The sequence below is a fragment of the Streptomyces sp. NBC_01635 genome, from assembly GCF_045209715.1.
Taxonomy (GTDB): domain Bacteria; phylum Actinomycetota; class Actinomycetes; order Streptomycetales; family Streptomycetaceae; genus Streptomyces; species Streptomyces hirsutus.
Map to the genome: position 1 here is coordinate 2,447,436 of NZ_CP109277.1, position 22,218 is coordinate 2,469,653.

At 73.3% G+C, this 22,218-nt stretch carries 19 protein-coding genes; 6 read left to right on the forward strand and 13 right to left on the reverse strand.

The window, feature by feature from the left end:
• Position 1: 1 nt before the first annotated feature.
• The 4 genes from OHB56_RS11595 to rsmH form a co-directional block, all read right to left on the reverse strand.
• On the reverse strand, positions 2-1,549 hold the full coding sequence (locus OHB56_RS11595; protein WP_326752186.1) for a UDP-N-acetylmuramoyl-L-alanyl-D-glutamate--2,6-diaminopimelate ligase: 1,548 nt from the start codon (positions 1,547-1,549) through the stop codon (positions 2-4).
• 268 nt (positions 1,550-1,817) lie between these two features.
• Positions 1,818-3,788, reverse strand: a complete 1,971-nt coding sequence (locus OHB56_RS11600) for a penicillin-binding transpeptidase domain-containing protein (RefSeq protein ID WP_326752187.1) — start codon at positions 3,786-3,788, stop codon at positions 1,818-1,820.
• 5 nt (positions 3,789-3,793) lie between these two features.
• On the reverse strand, positions 3,794-4,324 hold the full coding sequence (locus OHB56_RS11605) for a septum formation initiator family protein (RefSeq protein ID WP_326752188.1): 531 nt from the start codon (positions 4,322-4,324) through the stop codon (positions 3,794-3,796).
• A 56-nt stretch (positions 4,325-4,380) separates the two neighbouring features.
• Complete coding sequence (gene rsmH, locus OHB56_RS11610; RefSeq protein ID WP_406353054.1) at positions 4,381-5,364, reverse strand: 16S rRNA (cytosine(1402)-N(4))-methyltransferase RsmH; 984 nt, start codon at positions 5,362-5,364, stop codon at positions 4,381-4,383.
• A gap of 435 nt (positions 5,365-5,799) precedes the next feature.
• Here rsmH and OHB56_RS11615 point away from each other — a divergent pair, with 435 nt between their 5' ends.
• The 4 genes from OHB56_RS11615 to OHB56_RS11630 all read left to right on the forward strand — a co-directional run bounded on the left by OHB56_RS11615 (position 5,800) and on the right by OHB56_RS11630 (position 11,446).
• Positions 5,800-6,348, forward strand: a complete 549-nt coding sequence (locus OHB56_RS11615; protein WP_326752190.1) for a carbonic anhydrase — start codon at positions 5,800-5,802, stop codon at positions 6,346-6,348.
• Between the two features lie 297 nt (positions 6,349-6,645).
• Positions 6,646-7,683 carry a MoxR family ATPase gene (locus tag OHB56_RS11620; protein WP_326752191.1) on the forward strand — a complete coding sequence of 346 codons (1,038 nt, stop codon included), beginning with the start codon at positions 6,646-6,648 and terminating at the stop codon, positions 7,681-7,683.
• Positions 7,683-9,047, forward strand: a complete 1,365-nt coding sequence (locus OHB56_RS11625; protein ID WP_406353056.1) for a DUF58 domain-containing protein — start codon at positions 7,683-7,685, stop codon at positions 9,045-9,047. Before OHB56_RS11620 ends, OHB56_RS11625 begins: the two co-directional genes overlap by 1 nt.
• Positions 9,044-11,446, forward strand: a complete 2,403-nt coding sequence (locus tag OHB56_RS11630) for a DUF3488 and DUF4129 domain-containing transglutaminase family protein (protein WP_406353058.1) — start codon at positions 9,044-9,046, stop codon at positions 11,444-11,446. Before OHB56_RS11625 ends, OHB56_RS11630 begins: the two co-directional genes overlap by 4 nt.
• A 265-nt stretch (positions 11,447-11,711) precedes the next feature.
• On the opposite strand, the gene OHB56_RS11635 is transcribed toward OHB56_RS11630, so the two are convergent.
• From OHB56_RS11635 to OHB56_RS11645, 3 genes are all read right to left on the reverse strand, one after another.
• Complete coding sequence (locus OHB56_RS11635) at positions 11,712-12,134, reverse strand: DUF3040 domain-containing protein (protein WP_406353060.1); 423 nt, start codon at positions 12,132-12,134, stop codon at positions 11,712-11,714.
• 292 nt (positions 12,135-12,426) lie between these two features.
• Positions 12,427-13,197, reverse strand: a complete 771-nt coding sequence (locus OHB56_RS11640; RefSeq protein ID WP_055591863.1) for a methyltransferase — start codon at positions 13,195-13,197, stop codon at positions 12,427-12,429.
• A 182-nt stretch (positions 13,198-13,379) separates the two neighbouring features.
• Positions 13,380-14,024 (reverse strand): SAV_6107 family HEPN domain-containing protein, encoded by a 645-nt coding sequence (locus OHB56_RS11645; protein ID WP_406353063.1) that lies wholly within the window; start codon positions 14,022-14,024, stop codon positions 13,380-13,382.
• 179 nt (positions 14,025-14,203) lie between these two features.
• Here OHB56_RS11645 and OHB56_RS11650 point away from each other — a divergent pair, with 179 nt between their 5' ends.
• Positions 14,204-14,833, forward strand: coding sequence for a TetR/AcrR family transcriptional regulator (locus OHB56_RS11650; protein ID WP_326752198.1), 630 nt, complete (start codon positions 14,204-14,206; stop codon positions 14,831-14,833).
• A gap of 457 nt (positions 14,834-15,290) precedes the next feature.
• The gene (locus OHB56_RS11655) at positions 15,291-16,820 is read left to right on the forward strand and encodes a phytoene desaturase family protein (RefSeq protein WP_406353065.1); all 1,530 of its coding nucleotides are present in this window, start codon (positions 15,291-15,293) and stop codon (positions 16,818-16,820) included.
• Between the two features lie 88 nt (positions 16,821-16,908).
• On the opposite strand, the gene OHB56_RS11660 is transcribed toward OHB56_RS11655, so the two are convergent.
• The 6 genes from OHB56_RS11660 to OHB56_RS11685 form a co-directional block, all read right to left on the reverse strand.
• Positions 16,909-17,922 (reverse strand): hypothetical protein, encoded by a 1,014-nt coding sequence (locus OHB56_RS11660; protein ID WP_406353066.1) that lies wholly within the window; start codon positions 17,920-17,922, stop codon positions 16,909-16,911.
• Positions 17,923-17,978: 56 nt separating this feature from the next.
• Positions 17,979-18,902 (reverse strand): methylenetetrahydrofolate reductase [NAD(P)H], encoded by a 924-nt coding sequence (metF, locus tag OHB56_RS11665; protein ID WP_326752201.1) that lies wholly within the window; start codon positions 18,900-18,902, stop codon positions 17,979-17,981.
• Positions 18,903-19,091: 189 nt separating this feature from the next.
• Positions 19,092-19,772: a thiamine phosphate synthase gene (gene thiE, locus OHB56_RS11670; RefSeq protein WP_055593915.1), complete on the reverse strand. Its 681-nt coding sequence runs from the start codon at positions 19,770-19,772 to the stop codon at positions 19,092-19,094.
• 314 nt (positions 19,773-20,086) lie between these two features.
• Positions 20,087-20,452, reverse strand: coding sequence for an Rv2175c family DNA-binding protein (locus OHB56_RS11675; RefSeq protein ID WP_406353069.1), 366 nt, complete (start codon positions 20,450-20,452; stop codon positions 20,087-20,089).
• Positions 20,453-20,593: 141 nt separating this feature from the next.
• On the reverse strand, positions 20,594-21,835 hold the full coding sequence (locus OHB56_RS11680; protein WP_326752203.1) for an FAD-dependent oxidoreductase: 1,242 nt from the start codon (positions 21,833-21,835) through the stop codon (positions 20,594-20,596).
• Positions 21,836-21,852: 17 nt separating this feature from the next.
• Positions 21,853-22,218: a hypothetical protein gene (locus tag OHB56_RS11685; protein ID WP_406353071.1), complete on the reverse strand. Its 366-nt coding sequence runs from the start codon at positions 22,216-22,218 to the stop codon at positions 21,853-21,855.

The following is a 22,218-nucleotide window of genomic DNA, read 5'->3' on the forward strand; positions in this document are numbered from 1 at the left end:
TTCATCCCTGGGTCTGCTGGATAGCTTCGCGAAGCACCTGGCGGTCGTCGAAGGGACGCACCACCCCGGCGATGTCCTGTCCCTGCTCGTGGCCCTTGCCGGCGACCAGCACGGCGTCGCCGGGCTGTGCGCGGGCGACGGCGGCGGCGATCGCCGCGGCCCGGTCCTCGAAGACCTGCACCTCCCCGCGCTCGTGGGCGGGCACGGAGGCCGCGCCCTCCAGCATGGCGGCGAGGATCGCGAGGGGGTCCTCGGAGCGGGGGTTGTCGGAGGTCAGTACGGCGGTGTCGGCGAGCCGGGCCGCCGCGGCGCCCATCGGCCGTCGCTTGGTGACGTCCCGGTCCCCGCCGCAGCCGAGCACCACGTGGACCTTGCCCTCGGTGACCCTGCGCAGGGCGCGCAGCACCGATTCGACGGCGTCGGTCTTGTGCGCGTAGTCGACCACCGCGAGGTACGGCTGGCCCGCGTCCACCCGCTCCAGCCGGCCGGGCACGCCGGGGACCGCGGCGACACCGTCGGCGGCGGCCTGCGGGTCCAGTCCGGCGGCGGCGAGGGCGACGATCGCGGCGAGGGTGTTGGCCACGTTGAAGGGGCCCGGCAGCGGCGACCGGGCGGTGATCCGCTCGCCCTCGGGGCCGAGCACGGTGAACGTGGAGTCGGTGGGGCCGACCACGACGTCCTCGGCGCGCCAGTCGGCGTCGGGGTGGCCCTCGGCGGAGTAGGTGATGACGGGGACGCCGGCCTCCTTGGTGAGGCGGCGGCCGTACTCGTCGTCGGCGTTGACCACGGCGAGGCGGCTGCGCAGCGGGGTGAACAGCTGCGCCTTGGCCCCGAAGTAGTCCTCCATGTCGGAGTGGAACTCCATGTGTTCCGGGCTCAGGTTGGTGAAGACGGCGATGTCGAAGACGCAGCCGTCCACCCGGCCCAGGACCAGGGCGTGACTGGAGACCTCCATGGCGACCGCGTCGACACCGCGTTCGCGCATGACGGCGAACAGGGCCTGGAGGTCGGTGGCCTCCGGCGTGGTGCGCTCGGACTTGATGCGCTCGTCGCCGATGCGCATCTCGACGGTGCCGATCAGCCCCACCCGTCGCCCGCCGCCGCCCTCGGCCGTGCCGCGGACGGTCTTCAGGCCGCCCTCGACGAGATAGGCGGTGGTGGTCTTGCCGGAGGTGCCGGTGATGCCGATCTGGAGCAGGTCGCGGCCCGGGTGGCCGTAGATCGTGGCCGCCAGTTCGCCCATGCCCGCGCGGGGGTCGTCGACCACCAGGGCGGGCAGGCCGGCCGCGGCAACGCGTTCGGCGCCGCTCGGATCGGTGAGCACGGCGACCGCGCCGAGGCCCGCCGCCTGGTCGACGAAGTCGGCGCCGTGCAGGCGGGCGCCGGGGAGGGCGGCGTACAGGTCACCGGGGCGCACCGCGCGCGAGTCATGGGTGATGCCCGTGACGTCGGCGGTCCGCTGCGGCACGGCGGCACCCAGCTGACCGGCGAGTTCCGCGAGGGGTGTGGCGGTGACCCGCGCCGGCCGGGGCGGCCCGGGAAATGTCACGGGGTGGCCCTTCTGAGTGGTTTGGGACTGATCAGCGTGTGGCACGGCGGTGAGCGTACCGGGCTCACCCGCCGCGGAGCGAAAGAGGGGGCCGTGCGCGGTGCCGTCCGGCGGGGAGCCGTGTCCGGCGGCGGGGTCCGGCACGGGGCGGGGGGTGTTCCGTTTCCCGGGGTCGGGAGTGTTCGGTTTCCCGGGGTCGGGGGTGATCGTTGTCACGGGCTGTTCCTGGGTGGTTCCGTGCGGGCCGGACGCGAGGGTTCGCGGCCGGTCAGCGCTTGAAGGTGACCGGGAAGTTGGCCGGTTCGGCACCGGTCGGCGGCACCTGGAGGGTCTTGAGGGCGAACTCCATGACCTGCTTGTAGACGGGGCCGCAGATCTGGCCGCCGAAGTAACTGCCCTCGGTGGCGTTCTGGATGACGCAGGAGACGGTGACCCGGGGCTGGTCGGCGGGCGCGAACCCGGCGAAGGAGGAGGTGTAGCCGTGGTACTTGCCGGTGGCCGGATCCACGCGGTTGGCCGTACCCGTCTTCCCCGCCACCCGGTAACCGGGGATGCGCGCCTTGGTGCCGGTGCCCTCCTCGTCGTCCACGACCGACTCCAGCATCCGGGCGAGCGTCTTCGCCGTCTTCTGGCTGACGACCCGTGTCTTCTCGGGCTTCGGGGCGGAGGTGAAGCTCCCGTCGGGCTCCTTGGTGCCGCGCACCAGCGCGGGTTCGACGCGTACGCCGCCGTTGGCGATGGTGGAGTAGACGGACGCGGCCTGCATGGCGTTGACGGACACGCCCTGGCCGAAAGGAATCGTGTACTGCTGGGAGGTCGACCAGGTGCCGGGCGGGGCGAGGATGCCCTTGGTCTCGCCGGGGAAGCCGAGTCCGGTGTGGCTGCCGAGACCGAAGGCGCGCAGGTAGTCGTAGAGCACCTTGTTGGCGGCGGCCTGGGTCTTGCCGAGCTGGCCGGTGGCCAGGATGGTGCCGATGTTGCTGGACTTGGCGAGCACCCCGTTGAGGGTGAGGTACCAGGTCGGGTGGTCGACGTCGTCCTTGAACAGGCGGTCGCCGCGGTGCAGCCGGTTCGGCACGACGACATGCGTCCGCGGGGTGGCCGCTCCCTCTTCCAGCACGGCCGCCATGGACAGGACCTTGGCGGTGGATCCGGGCTCGAAGGCGTCCTGGAGGGCCGCGTTGCCGAGGGCCGCCGGATCGGCCTCGGAGAGGTCGTTGGGGTCGAAGCCGGGCGCGTTGGCCATGGCGAGGACCTCGCCGGTGCGGGTGTCCTGGACGATGACGTAACCGCGGTCGGCCTTCGACTTCTCCACCTGTTCGCTGATGGCGTTCTGCGCGGCCCACTGGATGTCGCGGTCGATGGTGAGCTCGACGTCGCTGCCGGGGACGGCCGGCGTCTCGCTGGAGTCCACGGTCGGCACCAGACGGCCACCGGACTGGGCGTAGCGGATCTTGCCGTCCTCGCCGGCGAGCCGCTTGTCCAGCTGGAGTTCGATGCCGCCGCCGCCCCTGCCCTCGGCGTTGACCCAGCCCAGTATCCCGGCGGCGAGTTCGTTGTTGGGGTACACCCGCTTGCTGGTGGGCACGGACAGGACGCCGGCGAGGACGTTGACGGAGGACGTGTCGGTCTCCGCCTTCTGGGCCAGCGCGGACTTCAGGTCCTTGATCTGCTGCCACACCTGGGGAGTCTGGCGGCTCGCGAGTTTGACGTAGCGCAGGGCCTTGTTGTCCGGCCGCAGCTTCCCGGCCAGCTGGTCCTGGTCCTGGCCGAGGATCGGGGCGAGGAGGGCGGCGGCCTGTTCGGGACCGTCGGCGATCTCCAGCTGGTCGGGGGCGAACATCGTCGGGTCGGCGGTGATGTCGTAGGCGTCCTCGCTGGTCGCCAGGGCGACGCCGTTGCGGTCGGTGATCCTGCCGCGCTCGGCGTCCAGCACCTGGCCGACGTAGAGGCTCTGCCCGGCCTTCGCGGCATAGGTGTCGGCCTTGACGGCCTGCACCTGGAGCAGGCGCACGACGAAGACGCTCAGGACCAGGGCCAGCACCAGGCCGATCAGGCGCAGCCGGGGACGCGGGCTGCCCAGCCGGATGGCCTTCGGGGCCGCCGAACCCGGCGTCCGGGGGCGGGAGGCCGGCCGGGAACGGGGGGCCGGCCGGGCTCCGGGGCGCTGCCCGGCGCCCGGGCGGGCGGGCCGGGCGGGGCCGGGTACACGGCGGCGGGGCGGTTCCCTGTCGGACACTTCCGTCACCTGCCGGGAGTCGATGCGGGGGTGGACGTGGGGGCGGCCTCGGAGGCGGTGGCGGCCGTGGGGTCTGCCGCCGCGCCCGGGACTGTGCCGAACCCCGTGCCCGGGAGCGTGGCCGTCACGGTGGCCAGCGCCTCGGGGGCGAGCACCAGGGGCGCGCGGGAGGCGGTGGCGGGGCTGGGGACGCCCTTGACCTTGCCGTCGGGGTTCAGGAAGGCGGGGTCCCCGCCGGGCACCATGCCGAGCTCGCGGGCCCGGCGCTGGAGGGCGTCGGGGGCGGAGTAGGCGTCGATGTCCCGCTGGAGGGCCTGCTCCTCGTCGGTGAGGCTCTTCGTCTCCCGCTTGAGGTCGTCGAGCCGGAACGCGCCCTCGCTGAGGGCCGAGTTCAGCACCAGGAGCCCGATCAGTCCGCCGCCCAGGAGAAGGACGACCAGCAGCACGAAGGGGGTACGGGCCGCCTGGGCCCGTCCCGTGGGGAGGAGCTGCGCGAGACGGGCCGCCCTTCCCCTCAGTTCGGGTTTCCTGCTCACTCACGCTCCCTTGGGTTCGCCCGAAGCCTGCCTTCCGTACCCGAGTCCCCCGCACGTCATTCGAGGTGCTCCCGGACGCGCTGGGCGCCCCGCAGCCGTGCGGGTGCCGCTCGCCGGTTCTCTGCGATCTCCTCCTCGGTGGGAAGTTCGGCACCGCGTGTGAGCAGCTTGAGCCGGGGCTGGTAGCGCTCGGGGACGATCGGCAGCCCGGGGGGCGCGGTGGTGGCGGCGCCCGCCGCGAGCACCTGCTTGACCAGCCGGTCCTCCAGGGAGTGGTACGACAGCACGGCGATCCGGCCGCCGACGTCGAGCGCCCGCACCGCGGCCGGGATCGCCCGCTCCAGCACGGAGAGCTCGCCGTTGACCTCGATGCGCAGGGCCTGGAAGGTGCGTTTGGCCGGGTTGCCGCCGGTGCGCTTGGCGGCCTGCGGCAGCGCGTCGCGGATCAGCTCGACCAGGCGTGCGCTGGTGGTGAACGGCTCCTTCTCCCGCTCGCGCACCACCGCGGCCACGATCCTCTTGGCCTGCTTCTCCTCGCCGTAGGCGCGCAGGATGCGGACGAGGTCGCCGGGCGGGTAGGTGTTGAGGACCTCGGCGGCGCTGATGCCGGCCGACTGGTCCATGCGCATGTCGAGCGGGGCGTCCTGGGCGTAGGCGAAGCCGCGGTCGGCCTCGTCGAGCTGCATGGAGGAGACGCCCAGGTCGAACAGGACGCCCTGCACGCGCGGGGCGCCGAGCCGGTCGAGCACGTCGGGGAGTTCGTCGTAGACGGCGTGGACCAGGGTGGCGCGCTCACCGAAGGGGGCGAGTCGCTCGCCGGACAGGCGCAGCGCCTCCTTGTCCCGGTCCAGGGCGATCAGCCGCGCCTCGGGGAACCGTGTCAGCAGGGCCTCGCTGTGGCCGCCGAGGCCGAGGGTGCAGTCGACGACCACGGCTCCCGGCCGCTCCAGGGCGGGCGCCAGCAGGTCCAGGCACCGCCGGAGCATCACCGGGACGTGCCGGGTGTGCCCGCCCGTGTTCGCATGCGCTTCGCGCCCCATGGGGTCTGGGCCCTCTTCTCAAAGTCCGGCGCGGCCGTGACGCACCGCCGGGTCCCCGCCCCTCCCCCGGTGTGGACGGGGCGGTCCGCCGGCGCCGGAGGCGACAGCAGGCCGGGAACGGGAGGAGGCCGAGCCGTGCGTACGCGCAGCGCACGCGGGGAGATCTCCGGGACGCTGCCCGGTTCTCCGGGGAAATCAGTGCAGCGGGGAGTCTCGCCTCCCGCTTCGCGTCACTTTAGTCCACGGTGTCGCCCGGTCAATCAACCGGCCTGCGCGGCGCGGCCCTCGGCGTGAGGACAACCGCATCACAGGGAAACCACTCGTACGAGGAGACTCACACCCCCCTTGTGGGTCATCTCACACCAAAGACGGATGACGTTCTTTGTCCTGTCCCACAGCGAGCCCGGACGGCAGGTGGCCAGTACCGTCATGGCTATGACGACTTCTGCATCGGTTCCCGCGGGTTCAGGAAGCGCGACAGTCAGCCAGGGCACGGTCACCGATCGCCTGGTGGACGCGAACGAGCAGTACGCCCACGCCTTCGTCGATCCCGGAATGGACGCCCGGCCCGTCCTCCGTGTCGCCGTGGTGGCCTGCATGGACGCCCGGCTCGACCTGCACGCCGCGCTCGGTCTCGAGCTCGGCGACTGTCACACCGTCCGCAACGCCGGAGGCGTCGTCACCGACGACGTGATCCGCTCGCTGACCATCAGCCAGCGGGCACTCGGCACCCGCAGCGTGGTCCTCATCCACCACACCAACTGCGGCCTCGAGTCGCTCACCGAGGAGTTCCGGCACGACCTGGAGATGGAGGTCGGCCAGCGTCCCGCCTGGGCCGTGGAGGCCTTCCGGGACGCCGACCAGGACGTGCGCCAGTCGATGCAGCGCGTGCGCACCTCGCCGTTCCTGCTGCACACCGACGACGTGCGCGGATTCGTCTTCGACGTGAAGAGCGGCCTGCTGCGCGAGATCGACCCCGCCTGACCCGTCGGCCCGCTCCGAGGACGCCCTTCGCCGGGGGTTCGCGCGCCCGTTCCCCGGATTCCACCAGGTCGAACGATATTCACAAAAATCTTACGACCTGACATATCACCGCCAGTTGTCCACAGGCGAGTGACACGAATCGGTAACGGCAGCAAGAATGCGGGAGTGGTGCCGTGTGGAACTCTTTCCGCACGGCGTCCGTGATTCGGGGTGGGCCGGTCCGCACAGCAAGGCGTCGGCCCGGACATTTGGGGCCCTCGTTCCTTCGGAGCGGGGGGAAAGGCCGAGGAGGGCCGGGTGACGACCTATGACGATCGAGCGAGCCTCACTGATCTGACCGCCGTGGTCGAGCGCGTGCGGGGTTCGGTGGAGGGCGTGATCGAGGGCAAGCCCGAGGTCGTACGGCTCTCGCTGACCGTGCTGCTCGCCGAGGGACATCTGCTCATCGAGGATGTCCCGGGCGTCGGCAAGACGATGCTGGCCAAGGCGCTGGCGCGGTCCATCGACTGTTCGGTGCAGCGCATCCAGTTCACACCGGACCTGCTGCCGTCGGACATCACCGGTGTGTCCATCTGGGACCAGCAGCGCCGCGACTTCGAGTTCAAGCCGGGTGCCATCTTCGCGCAGGTGGTGATCGGCGACGAGATCAACCGCGCGTCGCCGAAGACGCAGTCCGCGCTCCTGGAGTCGATGGAGGAGCGCCAGGTCACCATCGACGGCACGACCTACCACCTGCCCAGTCCCTTCATGGTGGTGGCGACGCAGAACCCGGTCGAGATGGAGGGCACCTATCCGCTGCCGGAGGCCCAGCGCGACCGGTTCATGGCCCGTGTCTCGGTCGGCTACCCGAGCCCCGAGGCCGAGCTGCAGATGCTGGACGTGCACGGCGGTGTCTCTCCGCTGGAGGACCTCCAGCCGGTGGCGCACGCGCACGAGATCCTGAAGCTGATCGAGACGGTGCGCGCGGTCCATGTGGCCGAACCGGTCCGCCGGTACGTGGTGGAGCTGGTCGCCGCCACCCGCACACACCCCGACCTCAGACTCGGCGCCTCCCCGCGCGCGACGCTGCACCTGCTGCGCGCCGCGAAGGCGTCCGCGGCGCTGAACGACAGGGATTACGCGCTGCCGGACGACGTGCAGGCGCTCGCCGTGGCCGTCCTGGCGCACCGGCTGCTGCCCACCGCCCAGGCCCAGCTCAACCGCCGCACGGCCGAGCAGGTGGTGCAGGAGATCCTGCAGCGCACGCCGGTACCGTCCGCGGCCCCGCAGGAGACCGGCATCGGCCTGGGCCGCGGCGGCCTCGGCTACGGCCGGCAGCAGCCGCGGAGGCTGTGATGACGACCGCGGGACCGGTCCGCGCGGAGGACGACCACGGTGACCGGGGCGGCCTGCGCACGGCTCTGGCCGGGCTGACCACCCGCGGGCGCTCCTTCCTGGCCGCCGGTGCGGCCGCCGCGGTCTGCGCCTATGTGCTCGGGCAGAGCGATCTGCTGCGGGTCGGGCTGCTGCTGGCGGTGCTGCCGCTGGTGTGCGCGAGCGTGCTCCACCGGACCCGCCACCGGGTCGCCGGCAGCCGCCGGCTCTCCCCCTCGCGGGTACCGGCCGGCTCCGAGTCCCGGGTGCATCTGCGGATGGACAACGTGTCCCCGATGCCCACGGGCCTGCTGATGCTCCAGGACCGGGTGCCCTACGTACTCGGGCCGCGGCCCCGGTTCGTGCTGGACCGGGTGGAGGCGGGCGGGCGCCGCGAAGTGTCCTACCGGGTCCGTTCCGATCTGCGCGGCCGCTATCCGCTGGGCCCGCTGCAGCTGCGTCTGTCCGACCCGTTCGGGATGTGCGAGCTGACCCGGTCCTTCTCCACGTACGACACGCTGACGGTGATCCCGCACGTGGAGCCGCTGCCGCCGGTGCGGCTGAGCGGTGAGGCCGGGGGGCACGGCGACGGGCGGCAGCGTTCGCTGGCGCTGGCCGGCGAGGACGACCTGATCCCGCGCGGCTACCGCTACGGCGACGACCTGCGCCGGGTGCACTGGCGTTCCACCGCGCGCTACGGCGAGCTGATGGTGCGCCGCGAGGAGCAGCCGCAGCGGGCCCGGTGCTCGGTGCTGCTGGACACCCGCGCCATCGCCTACGACGGCGCGGGCCCGGACTCGGCGTTCGAGTGGGCGGTGTCGGGTGCGGCGTCCGTGCTGACGCACATGCTGGAGCGGGGTTTCTCGGTGCGGCTGCTGACCGACACCGGCACGTCGGTGCCGGGCGAGGGCTCCGACGGGTTCGCGGGCGCGAGCCAGGGCACTGCGGACGCGGTCGGGCTGATGATGGATACCCTCGCGGTGGTCGACCACTCCGACGGGGAGGGTCTGTCCCGGGCGTACGACATGGTCCGCGGCGGGAACGAGGGGCTTCTGGTGGCCTTCCTCGGTGATCTCGACGAGGAGCAGGCGGCGGTGCTCGCCCGGATGCGGCAGCGCAGCCGGAGCGCGGTCGCCTTCCTCCTGGACAGCGGGGCCTGGCTGCGGGAACCGTCGGGCGCGTCCGGTCCGTCGGAGGGTGGCGGGGAGCGGTCGCGGATGCTGCGCGAGGCGGGCTGGACGGTGGTGGGCGTGCCACGGGGCGCCTCCCTGGAGGAGCAGTGGCGGCTGGCGGACCGGGAGCGTTCCGGCCTGGCGGCCGCGAGCGGTGGGGAGGGAACAGGGTGAGTGGACGACTGCGGCTGACGGTTGCCTCGTGGGCGGCCACGCTGCTGGCCGCGTGCGCGCTGCTGCCGCTGGTCGATCCGCCCTTCTGGATCGTGCAGGCGGCCTTTCTGCTGGCGGTGCAGTCGGGCGTGGGCGCGCTGGCCCGGCGGGTGCCGCTGGCGCGCCCGCTGACGGTGGCGGTGCAGGCCCTGGTCGCGCTCGTGCTGCTGACCCTGGTCTTCGCGCGTGAGCACGCGTTCGCCGGTCTGCTGCCGGGTCCGGACGCGTTCCGCTTCTTCGCCGGGCTGCTCGACCAGGGCGGGACGGACGTCGGCCGTTATGCGATACCGGCGCCGCTGTCCGAGGGCATCCGGCTGATGCTGGTCGGCGGCGTCCTGGTGATCGGACTGCTGGTGGACATCCTCGCGGTGACCTTCCGCAGCGCGGCACCGGCCGGGCTGCCGCTGCTCGCGCTGTACTCCGTCGCCGCGGGTCTGTCCGACGGCGGGGCCGACTGGCTGTGGTTCCTCCTGGCGGCGGCCGGCTATCTGATGCTGCTGCTCGTGGAGGGGCGCGAACGGCTCTCCCAGTGGGGGCGGGTCTTCGGCGGGGCGTCGCAGGGCTCGCCCGGCGAGCCGGGCGGGGCCCGTGCCCCGGTGCGCACCGGCCGGCGGATCGGGGTGCTCGCGGTGGGCATCGCCCTGGTGGCGCCGCTCGCTCTGCCCACCATGAACGGCGGCCTGCTGGACCCGGCGGGTTCGGGAGTCGGCCCGGGCGCCGGCGGGGGCGGCACGATCTCCGCGGTGAACCCGCTGGTGTCACTGCGCGACTCGCTGAACGTGAACGAGGACCGCCAGGTCCTGTCGGTGCGCTCCGAGACGGAGGACGTCTCGGACCTGTACCTGCGGATCGTGTCCCTGGACGACTTCGACGGCACCACCTGGAAGCCGTCCAAACGGTCCATCACCACGGTGCCCGACGGCGCCTTCCCCACCCCGGCCGGCCTCGGCCCGGACGTGGAGCGCGAGGAGATCGGCACGACGATCTCGACCGCCGACTGGTACAGGCAGGACTGGCTGCCGATGCCGTATCCGCCGAGCGGCGTGGACATCAGGGGGAACTGGCGTTACGAACCGGTCGGGATGACGCTGGTCGGCGACCACGGCCAGAACACCCGGGGCCTGACCTACCAGGTACGCAGCCTGAACGTGCGGCCCACGCCGGAGCAGCTGGCCGACGCGTCGGCGCCGCCGGCCGCCCTGGAGCGGGACTACACCGAGCTGCCCGACTCGCTGCCCGCGGTGGTGTCCCGGACCGCCCGCGAGGTCACCGAGGGGGCGGCGAACGCGTACGACCGAGCGGTCATGCTCCAGGAGTACTTCGCCCTGAGCGGCGGCTTCGAGTACGACACCGAGGTCGACGTCGGCAGTGGCTCGGAGGCGATCGCCCGCTTCCTGAGGGACAAGGAGGGCTTCTGCGTCCACTTCTCCTTCGCCATGGCATCGATGGCCCGGTCCCTGGACATACCCGCCCGGGTCGCGGTGGGCTTCGCGCCGGGCACCCCGCAGGCGGACGGCACGGTGGCGGTGGGGCTGCGGGACGCGCACGCCTGGCCCGAGCTGTACTTCGAGGGCGTGGGCTGGACCCGTTTCGAGCCGACTCCCACGCGCGGTTCGGTGCCGGCCTACACCGTGCCGGACACCCCGGAGAGCACACTGCCCGACCCGGCACGGCCGTCCGAGGCGGAGTCCTCGGAGCCCTCGGCCGCCCCGTCGGAGAGCGAGGGCTGCTCGGTGCGGCAGCAGCGACTGGACGGCTGCGCGAGCGAGGCGCCCCTGGCGACGCTGCCCACGGGCGGCGACGGGCCGAAGTGGTACGGGGTCCTGGCGTGGGCGCTGGGCGGTCTCGCCGTCCTCGTGCTGCCCCTGGCACCGATGCTGTGGCGGCTGCGGGCCCGTTCGGTGCGCCTGGGCGCGCACGGCCGGTCCGAGGCGGGCACGGCGGCGCACACCCTGGCCGTCTGGGACGAGCTGACGGACACGGCGTGGGACGTCGGTATCTCCCCGGACGAGTCGCTGACTCCGCGCAAGGCGGCGGCCCGGATCGTCCGGCTCGGCCGGCTCGACCCGGATGCCGCGGCCTCGGTGCACCGGGTGGCGGATGCCGTGGAGCAGGTCCTCTACGCGCCGCGGCCGCGCCCGACGGCGGGCCTCACGGACGACGTGCGCCGGGTGGCCGCCGGACTGAGCTCCGGGGCCGGCCGGGGCATGCGGCTGCGCGCGCTGCTCCTGCCGCGTTCCACGGTGCGGGTGGTGTGGACGGTGTCGGCCCGGTGGGCCGCCGTGCGGGGCCGCGTCCTCGCCCTGCGGCCGGCGTGGCGCAGGCCCGCGTGGCGCAGGCCCTCGCGGCAGCAGGGGTGACGGGCCGGGTCCGGGCCGGTCGGCGCCGGGCCCGGCCGGGCAGGTGCCCCGGCTGAACAGGTGCACGGTGAGGGGCGGGACGACCGGAAATCGTCCTGCCCCTCGTCTTCGTACCGTGCTTCGTGGCGCGACCGGCGCCCGACGCCTGCCCGGGTACGGACATGCGCCGACCCGGGTGCGGACATGTGTCAGGGGGTGACCACCGAGTCGGTGGTCACCCCCTGACACATGCTCTTCGCTCAAGTCCTGGAGTGGTGCGGGGGAGCTACTGCCCGCCGCCCTGTTCGTCGCGGCGGCGCTGCCAGCGCTCCTCTATGCGGTCCATCACGGAGCGCCGCTGTCTGCCCTGCCGGCCGGACTGCGGCACGCCGGTGGAGCCGACGGCACCGACGGTGTCGGCCGCCTGCTCACCGGGCTTGGGCGCCTTGCGCCAGCCGGTCACCGCGAGGACCGCGCAGCCCAGCATGACGAGGAAGCCCACCACACTGAGCCAGACCTGCTGGGCGACCATTCCGGCCATGAGGAGCGCAATACCTACGAGGAAGCCCACGATCGCCTGGTAGACCCGCCGACGGGTGTACGTACGCAGGCCACTTCCCTCGAGCGCCGACGCGAACTTGGGATCTTCGGCGTACAGCGCTCGCTCCATTTGCTCGAGCATGCGCTGCTCGTGCTCCGAGAGCGGCACGGCGTCCTCCTCATCGTGCAGTCGCCGGGGGCGACCCGGGGGGTCACTTCAGGATAGGCAGGGATTCGCCCCCATGAAACCCGCCCCTCTGCGCCAATTGGCCAACCGGCACCCGCCATGGGCGTCCCGGCCCTCTCGAGGCTTCTCATTCCCCGACGGCCAGGCCGTCATGCCGGACGGTCTCCCTCGATCATACGGTGCCCAGCCGCCATTCGGGGGGCCCGGGGCGGACTCCATGCGCTGTGCTGCCGACGGACGCGTCGCTGATCAGCGACGCGTCACAGGCGGCTGCTCAGGCCCCTTCGGCCGCCGGTGCCTCACCGAGCACATGGAGCTGGGTGGCCACGGAATGGAAGGCGGCGAGTTCGGCCGCCGCGGCTTCCAACTTCAGCAGCGCGTCGAGGGCTCCGGGCTCGGTGTCCACCAGGCCTCCGGGGACGAAGTCGGCGAAGACCCGTACGCCGTGCACGGCGCCGACCCGCAGGCCCGCTCCCTCCACCAGACCGCTGAGCTGATCGGCGGTGAAGCGGCGCGGCACGGGATCGCCGGCGCCCCATCGGCCGTTCGGGTCGTCGAGCGCCTGCCGGGCCTCCTTGAAGTGACCGGCGAGGGCGCGGGAGAACACGGCGCCGCCGAGGCCGGCGGCGAGCAGGCTGAGGACGCCTTCGGGGCGCAGGGCGGCCACGGTGTTGCGCACGCCCTCGGCCGGGTCCTCGACGTATTCCAGGACTCCGTGGCACAGCACCACGTCGTAGCCGCCGCGTTCGACGACGTCGAAGAGGCCGTGGGCGTCGCCCTGGACGCCGCGGACCCGGTCGGCGACGTCGGCCTCGGCGGCGCGGCGCTCCAGGGCGAACAGCGCGTTGGGGCTGGGGTCGACGACGGTGACCCGGTGGCCGAGGCGGGCCACGGGCACGGCGAAGTTGCCGCTGCCGCCGCCGGTGTCGAGAACGTCCAGCGCCGGCCGTCCCGTCGCCTTGGCCCGGCGCTCCAGGGCGTCCTGGAGGACCTCCCAGACCACGGCGGTACGGAGGGCGGCGCGGGGGCGCAGGGTGTCCGACACGGCAGTTGACTCCTCGGCGCGGCACCGCCTCGTTCACGGCGGAGCGATCGGGCTGCCTCCCCGTCCCGGACAAGGAACGCGGAGGCTTCAGGCGTCTTCCACCCTATGGCCTGCCCCGCGTTGCCCGCGCCGGGCTGCCCCGCCACCGTCGGGCGGGGCAGTCCGGGGACCGGGAAGAGCACTCAGCCCGCGTCGGGCATCTCGCGGCCCAGGCCGCCGTCCGGACGGTGGCCGTCCGGGCAGTGGCCGTCCGGACCTCGTCCGCCGGGGTCACGGCCGTCCGGGTCGTGGCCGTCCGGGTGGTCGGGGTGATCCGCGTCCGTGCGAGGCTGCGGGAGGACGGGCTGGAGGACGAGCATCCGCTCGACCAGGCGCAGGAACATCGCCACGTCCCGTATCAGGTCATCGGCGTCCCGACCGCTGGCCGCGCCCCGGATGCCCGCCTCGGCGCGGGCGCGGCGCGGGGCGCCCGAGGCGAACAGGGCGCTCCATTCGGTGAGTTCGGGCGCGATCTCGGGAAGCACTTCCCAGGCGCTCCGGATTTTGCTCCGGGCTCTGGACGAGGTCTCGGGCCGTCCCCGTGCGGCGAGCACGGCGGCGGCGGTACGCAGGGCGGCGAGGTGGGCCGTCGCGTAGCGCTCGTTGGAGGTGTCGAGGACGGTGGCCTCGTCGAGACCGGCACGGGCCTGGGCGAGCAGGTCGAGGGCGGCGGGCGGGGCGGTGGCGCGGCGCGGCACGGGGTGCACATCGCTCGCGGGGCCGGTCAGTGAGGGGGCAGGGCCGGTGGCGCGGCGCCGGCGGGCGGCGGCTGCGGAGGAGTGGGCCATGACGAACCTCCTGTCGTCTTCGTGACGGCTCTGTGGCCGTATGGGTTCATCGTGAGGTATGCCACTGACAATCCGTTCCGACCTGTGCTTTTTCTTCGACCGACTGTTCGGTGCGGGTGGGCCGGCCATGGGGCGGAGCCTGTGGCGGGGCGGGCCGAGGGTGCTGTGAGAATCAGGGCATGGAACGCAGCAGCACCACGTCGGGCGGCAGCACCCGCCGCGAGGCCACCCGGCAGAAGCTCTACGAGGCGGCCGTCACGCTCATCGCGGAGCAGGGCTTCTCCGCCACCACCGTGGACGAGATCGCCGAACGGGCGGGGGTCGCGAAGGGCACGGTCTACTACAACTTCGCGAGCAAGTCGGTCCTCTTCGAGGAACTGCTGCGACACGGGGTCGGGCTCCTCACCGCCTCTCTGCGGGAGGCGGCCGAGCGGACCGCCGGGGCGGGGGGCAGCAAGGTCGACGCGCTGGACGCGATGGTCCGCGCGGGACTGGTCTTCATCGACCGTTACCCGGCCTTCACCCAGCTGTACGTGGCCGAGCTGTGGCGCACCAACCGGGCCTGGCAGTCCACGCTGCTGGTGGTCCGGCAGCAGGCCGTGACGGTCGTCGAGGACGTGCTGCGCGAGGGCGTGGACCACGAGGAGTTCAGTGCGGAGATCGACATTCCGCTGACGGCCGCGGCGCTGGTCGGCATGGTGCTGGTGGCCGCGCTGGACTGGCAGGCCTTCCAGCCGGAGCGCTCCCTGGACGACGTGCACTCGGCGCTGTCCCGGCTGCTGCAGGGACGCGTGAGCGGCCACCGCTGAGCCTGGCGGACGACCGCACCCGGCGGCGGTCGGCGGTCGGCCCGGGACACGGAAAGTGCCGGTCCGACGGTGGCTGCGTCCCCCGCGAGCCACTGCCGGACCGGCGTCTTCCTTGCTCCCCCGTACGTCCCCCCGTGGAACCCCGTTGCGGTCGTTCCCCGGGTTCCCCCGTGCCTCGCTCCCGCCGACACGGCCGGCGGAAGGAGCGGATCGCGGACCCGGACCGTTCCGGCGCCCCGTGTCGCCGGTTCCGGAACCGTGCCCCTCTCCGTCATCTCCACTCTCTCGTTTCCGCAGGTCCTGGCCCATCCGCGCGCGTACTCATCTCGGGCACTAGGTACGGATACTCACTCCTGCGCACCCGGCCCCACCCGGTCCGGCCGCCGGCTGGTCACCGGAGCGTGGGCGACGGTACTCGGGGCCGGGGGTGGCCGCGGGGGCGGATAAAGTCCCTGACATGGCACGGATTGCGGTGATCGGCGCCGGGCTGGGCGCGATGGCGGCCGCTGCCCGGCTGGCCGTCGCGGGCCACCGGGTGGCGGTGTACGAGCGGACGGACACGTACGGCGGCGCGCTGCGCCGGCTGGAGCGGGAGGGCTTCGCGTTCGACACCGGCCCCGGCCTGCTCCCCCTGCCGGCGGTCTACCGCGACCTGTTCGTGAAGACGGGCAAGGAGCCGCTGGAGGCCTGCGTCGAGCTGGTCCAGGTCGACCCGTCGTCGCACCACGTGTTCGCGGACGGTACGCGCGTCCCGCTGCCGAACGCGTCCCGCGCGGGTGTCGTCTCCGCCCTGGACGCGGCCCTCGACCCTGCCGCCGCCAAGCGCTGGGGGGACTTCCTGGTACGGGCCCGCGAGACCTGGGACAGGACCCGCAGGCCGCTCCTGGAGGAGCCGCTGTGGCCCGACTGGCAGGTGCTGGCCGGGCGTGAGCCCTACCCGGCCGTCCCCCACAGGAAGCTGCTGCGCACGCGCACGGCGGGCACGCTCGCCGAGGTCGCCGCCTGGGAGCTGCGCGATCCCCGGCTGGCCTCCCTGCTGGAGGGCTACGCGCTCGAGCACGGCCTGGACCCCCGGTCCACGCCGGCGAGCGCGGCGGTGCTGCCGTACATGGAGCACGCCTTCGGCACCTGGTACGTCCGCGGCGGCATGCGGGAGCTGGCCCGCGCGGTGTACGAGCGGTGCCTGGCCCGCAGGGTGGAGTTCCGTTTCGGTGCCGAAATCACCGGGGTTCTGGAGAAGGACGGCCGGGTGGCGGGCGTGGAGTTCACCGAGGGCGCCTCCCCCGGCGGCGGGAGCGGGAACGGGGCGGTGGCCGAGGCGGATCACGTGATCGCCGGGGTGACGCCCGGCGTGCTGGACCGGCTGACCCGGGGGACGCGGGTGCGGGGCGAGGGCGAGGTCGTGGGCCGCTTCGGGACCGCGAGCCGTCTGACGGTGCTGCTGGCACTGCGCGGCGGACGTCCCGAGGGGACACCGCACCGGACGGTCGTGCACACCCGGGACCGGGAGGCCGAGCTGGAGTCCCTGTTCGGCTCCCCCGCGGGCCTGCCCGCGCACCCCACGGTCACGGTCCTGCGCCCCGACGACCCGGCCCTGGTCCCCGACGCGGGCCATGAGTCGGTCACCCTCACCTCCGCGGTGCCCGCGGGGTCCGCGGGGCCGGGCCTGGACGCACACGCGCACACCATGATCGGCGCCGCCGAGCGGGCCGTACCCGGCCTGCGCGACCGCCTCCTGTACAGCGAGGTCCGCACCCCGGACGACATCGCGGAGGCGACGGGCGCGGAGGGCGGAGCGGTGCCCGTCCCGGCGCTCGCCGCGGCGGGCGGACGCCTGCTGCACCCGTCCAACAGCACCGGCATACCGGGGCTGTGGACAGTGGGTGGCTGGTCGCACCCCGGCGGGGGTCTCCCGCACGCCGGGATGTCGGGCGCGCTGGTCGCGGGCCTGATCGTGGAGGGGCCGGGGTTCCGCGGGTCCCAGTGAGCGGCGGGGACCGGGGCGGATCACCGGCCGGGACCGGCGGCCGCGGCGGGCCGGGCCCGGCCCGCCGGGTCAGTAACGGCCCGTCGGGTCAGTAACGGTACTGCTGCTCGTCGTACCCGTTGCCGTTCCCGTTGCCCGGGGTCTGGCCCTGCTGGCCGTCGTCCTGGTACGGGTACGGCTGCTCCTGAGGGAGTTCGCCGCCGTACAGGTCGTCGGTGCTGCGCTGCTGCGGCACCCACAGACCGCCCGCCGGGGTCTCCCCGCCGTAGCCGCCGCCGTACTGGTCCTGGCCGTAGCCCTGCTGGCCGTACTGCTGCTGCGGGTCGGTGTATCCGGTGTCGTACGAGGTCCCGTCGTAGGTCGGGTTGCCGATGTACGGGTCGGAGTAGGCGGCGTACTGCTGCTGTTGGCCCGTGGTGTCGTAGGACTGCTGCTGGCCGTAACCGGAGTAGTCGTAGGCGTAGTTCTGGCCGGTGTCGTAGCCCTGGTCGGTGTTCTGGCCGGTGTCGTAGCCCTGGTCGGCGCTCTGGGCGGTGGCCGCGTACTGGTCCTGGGCGGGGGTGCCGTACCCGTTGTCGCCGTAGACGCCGTACGAGCCGGTGTCGTCGGGCATGGGCTGCGGCTCGTAGACGGCGGTGGTCTCGGCGGCCGTCTGCTGTTCGCCGCGCACGGGCGTGAACACGTCGTCGCGGTCGTAGTCGTCGTCGGCTCCGTAGGAGGCCCGGTCGCGGCGCCGCTCGGCGCCCTCGTCGCCGTATCCGTCGCCGGTGGCCTCCAGATCGGAGACCTCCAGAGTCGGCTCCTCCCGCCCGCGGTCACCACGGCCGCCCTTGACGGCGGACAGCAGGGGGGCGTTGACCGCCCAGCCGGCCGCGAAGCCGCGGCGGAACGACAGCGTGACGTAGGTCTGGCCGATCGCGAAGGCGATGGCGCCCAGGCCGATCACGACGACCGACGGGATCAGCACACCGAGCACGACGCCCAGAAAGCCCCCGAAGGCGAGCAGCCGCCAGCGCAGACGTGCCTTGTACTGCAGCAATACCTCGCCGAGCAGCCACAACGCGACCACACCGAACGCGATGTAGAGGACCGTCCAGCCCATGTACGCCCCTCTCCCAGTGGCCGCTACGCAGTGTGTCGTACGCCGGTGCGACCGGTCTAGGCCCGCGGTGGATGGTGCAGGCCCAGGTTCTCGTAGATTTCCAGCGTCGCCGTGGAGTTGTTCAGCGTGATGAAGTGCAGTCCGGGCACTCCCTCGGCCAGCAGCCGTGCGCAGAACTCCGTGGCGAACTCGATACCGATGGAGCGTACCGCCGCCGGATCGTCCGCCGCTGCGAGGATCCGCTCTTTCAGGGCATCCGGGAACGACGCGTTACTGAGCTGCGGCAACCTCTCCAACATCTTCACACTGGTCACCGGCATGACCTCCGGAATCACCGGTGTTCCGCAACCCGCCGCATCGACCCGGTCACGCAGACGCAGATAGGACTCGGGCTGGAAGAACATCTGGGTGATCGCGTAGTCGGCGCCGGCCCGGCACTTGTCGACGAAGTGTGCGACGTCCGTGTCCCAGTCGGACGACCGCGGGTGCATCTCCGGGAAGGCGGCGACCCCCACGCAGAAGTCGCCCGACTCCTTGATGAGCCGGACGAGGTCCGCGGCGTAGGTCAGGCCCTGCGGATGCGGGATCCAGTCGGCCATCGGGTCGCCGGGCGGGTCGCCCCGCACGGCGAGCATGTTGCGGATCCCGGCGTCGGCGTACTGGCCGATGATGTTGCGCAGTTCGGCGACGGAGTGGTCGACCGCGGTGAGGTGGGCGACCGGGGTGAGGGTGGTGTCGGCGACGATCTGCTCGGTCTCGTGGACCGTGCCCGCGCGGGTGGACCCTCCGGCGCCGTAGGTGACGGAGACGAAGTCCGGAGCGACCGCCTCGACCCTGCGCAGCGCGCTCCAGAGGTTCCGCTGGCCCTTGGGCGTCTTGGGCGCCGAGAACTCGAACGAGTACGTCGTCTTTCCGTCAGCGAGCATGTCGCGCACGGTGCGTGCGTGATCAGTCCTGACGGACGCTGTTCCGAGGGCCATACCGGCAGGTTAGCCAGGGGGCGCCGGTCCCCCAACCGGATGCGGGGGATTTGCCGGAATTGCCGACTTGTTGTCCACCCTTTGGACACGCGGTGACGAGAAGGGGTGGCGGGCCGGGAGCGGGCGACGGTCCGGGCGGCAGGTGGCCGGCGGCGGGCGTGGTGCCGGCGGCGGGCGCCGGCCGCGGTGTCAGGGGCGGCTGCCCGGTGCCGCCTGCCGCAGCCGCCTCGCGAACTCGGCCGCCGCCGCGCCCGGGTCGTCCGCCTCGGTGATGGCCCGGACGACCACGACCCGGCGGGCGCCGGCCTCCAGGACCTCGTCGAGGTTGCCGAGGTCGATGCCGCCGATGGCGAACCAGGGGCGGTCGGTGCCGAGGCCGGCGGCGTACCGGACCAGGCCGAGGCCGGGGGCCTGGCGGCCGGGCTTGGTGGGGGTGGGCCAGCAGGGACCGGTGCAGAAGTAGTCCACGCCGTCCTGCGCGGCGGCCGCGGCGGCCTCGGACTCGGCGTGCGTGGAGCGGCCGATCAGGATGTCCTCGCCGAGGAGGGCTCGGGCCGCGGGGACGGGGAGGTCGCCCTGTCCGAGGTGCAGTACGTCGGCGCCGGCGGCGTGGGCGACGTCCGCGCGGTCGTTCGCCGCGAGCAGCTTGCCGTGCCGGGCGCAGGCGTCCGCGAGGACCTCCAGGTGCTCCAGCTCCTCGGCTGCCTCCATCCCCTTGTCCCTGAGCTGGACGATGTCGACGCCGCCGGCCAGGACCGCGTCCAGGAACTCCGCGAGGTCGCCCTGCCGCTTGCGGGCGTCGGTGCAGAGGTAGACCAGGGAGTCGGCGAGGCGGGCGCGCGGGGCGGTGCCTGCGGCGGTGTCGGGCATGCGGGAATCCCCCTGTGTCGGTGGCGGCCGGGCCGGCGCGGGCCCGGTGGGTCGTCGGCTGATGCCCCACGGCCCACCGGGGCCGGCGGAGCGCACGCCGCAACGGACCCTATGCCGCCGCCCCCGCGACCGGGAGACCGGCCGCGGGGGCGGCGGCGGCCGCCCGCGGGGCCGCGAAGCTCTCCCGACGCCCTGCGGCAGCGGCGCCGGGCGCCGGTCTCATGGCCGGGTACCCGCACGAGTGCGAGGGCGGGCCCGGCACACGAGGAGGTGCGTACCGGTGCTTGCGCGGGCCCCGGCGTTCCGCCCCGGGGTCAGACGGCGAGCGCCTGGGCGCGGCGCTTCACCTCCGTGCCGCGGTTCTCACTCAGTGCCTGCGCGGGCGTGCCCGGCAGGCTCTCGTCGGGGGTGAAGAGCCATTCCAGCATCTCTTCGTCCGTGAAGCCGTCGTCCCGCAGGAGCGTCAGGGTCCCGGAGAGGCCCTTGACGACCTTGTCCTCGTCGATGAAGGCGGCGGGGACGTGCAGTGCGCGGTTCTCACCTCGGCGTACGGCGATGAGCTGGCCGTCCCTGACCAGCTGCCGGACGCGCGTCACCTCGACGCCGAGCATCTCGGCGATGTCGGGAAAGGTGAGCCAGGCGGGGACGAGAGCATCGTTCTTTGCGTCAATCTCGGTCACGGGACAAGCCTGCCATCTGGCACCGACAGCCGGAAGTCGGACCCCTCCACCTGGGCGGATGTTCAACCCGGACGACTGGATGCCCGGCCTGCCTGCCGGGCGCCGGCGGGCAGGAGTCCCCCGGCCCGGGAGACCGGGTGCTCACGCCTTCGCCGACTTCAGCGGCCGCGCCGGGTCGGCCAGCAGCGCCTCGTCCATCACCGTGCCCGCCTCGATCAGCCTGCGCCCCTGGGCCAGGTCGCGGGGGCGGCCCACCGCCAGCAGCGCGACCAGCCGGGACGCACGGAGCCAGCAGACCGTCCACGCCGGTCCGTCGGCCTCCCCGCGCCACACCGTCCGGTCGGCGTCCGCGTGGTGCCCGGCGTACTGGACGAAGCGTCCGAACTGCTCGGACCAGAAGTACGGCACCGGGTCGTACACCGCCGGGGGCGCGCCGGTGGCCGTCCCGATGATGTTCGCCGCGACCGTGCGCGGGCCCTGGAGGGCGTTGTCCCAGTGGTGCACCAGCAGGCGTTCGCCGTACCGCTTCGAGGGGAAGGACGCGCAGTCGCCCACCGCGTACACGTCCGGCACGGAGGTCGTCAGGCGGGCGTCGGCGACCACCTCGCCGTGCTCGCCGAGCTCGATCCCCGAGCCGGCCAGCCAGGCGGTGGCGGGGCGGGCGCCGATACCGACGACGACGGCGCCCGCGGGCAGCCGCGAGCCGTCGTCGAGCACCACCGCGCCGGGCTCGACGCGCTCCACGCGCGCGTGCGTCCGCAGCACCACTCCCGCGTCGTCGTACCAGGCGGTCATCGGGGCGGCCGCCTCGGCGGGCAGCGCCTCGGCCAGCGGCCGGCCGGCGGCCTCCACGACGGTGACCGCGCAGCCCGCCTCGCGCGCCGCCGTGGCGAACTCCGCGCCGATCCACCCGGCACCGACGACCACGACGTCCTGCCGGCGTGCGAGCACCGGCCGCAGCCGTTCGACGTCGTCCAGGGTGCGCAGCAGATGGACGCCCGGAACCCCCTCCGCGCCCGGCAGCCGGACCGGTTCGGCGCCGGTGGCGACGACCAGGACGTCGTAGGGGACCGGCCCGGCCTCCGTGTCCAGCTCGTGGTCGGCGGGGCGCAGTCCGAACACCTCGCAGCCGAGCCGCAGTTCGATGCCGAGCGCCTCGAAGTCGACGTCGAAGGCGGAGTTCTCCGCCGTGCCGAGCAGCACCGCCTTGGACAGGGGTGGTCGGTCGTACGGCTGGTGGGGTTCGGCGCCGATCAGTGTCACGGTGCCGGTGAAGCCCTGCTCCCGGAGGGCGACGGCGGTCTGCACGCCGGCCATCCCGGCCCCCGTCACCACCACGCGCCGCGGCCCGGACGGTCCCCGTTCCTGCGTCTGCTCGCTCACCTGATCACCATAGACACCTACCCGGTGGCCGGCCGGTCCTCGGGAGCCGTGAGCTGTTCGACCACGCTGGTGCCGCTGCCCGGCTGCGACTCCCACTCCCAGGTCTCCTCCAGCCGCACCCGCCCGTCGGGCAGTTCCACGACCGTGGACTCGCAGTGTCCGCAGGAGGTGGTGCCGTCGTGCTTGAGCTGCACGTACCGGAAGTCCAGCCGGTCCCCCTCCCGGGTGCCCACCAGGTGGCCGCGGACGATGTCACCGCCCGCGTACTCGGCCCAGATCCGGCCGCCTTGCTCGTGGTAGACGAACCGGGTGCTGGTGCCGACCTGGCCCGGCGCCTGGTCGGCGACCGGGGAGAGAACCAGGCCGTCGAGCGAACCAGCCAT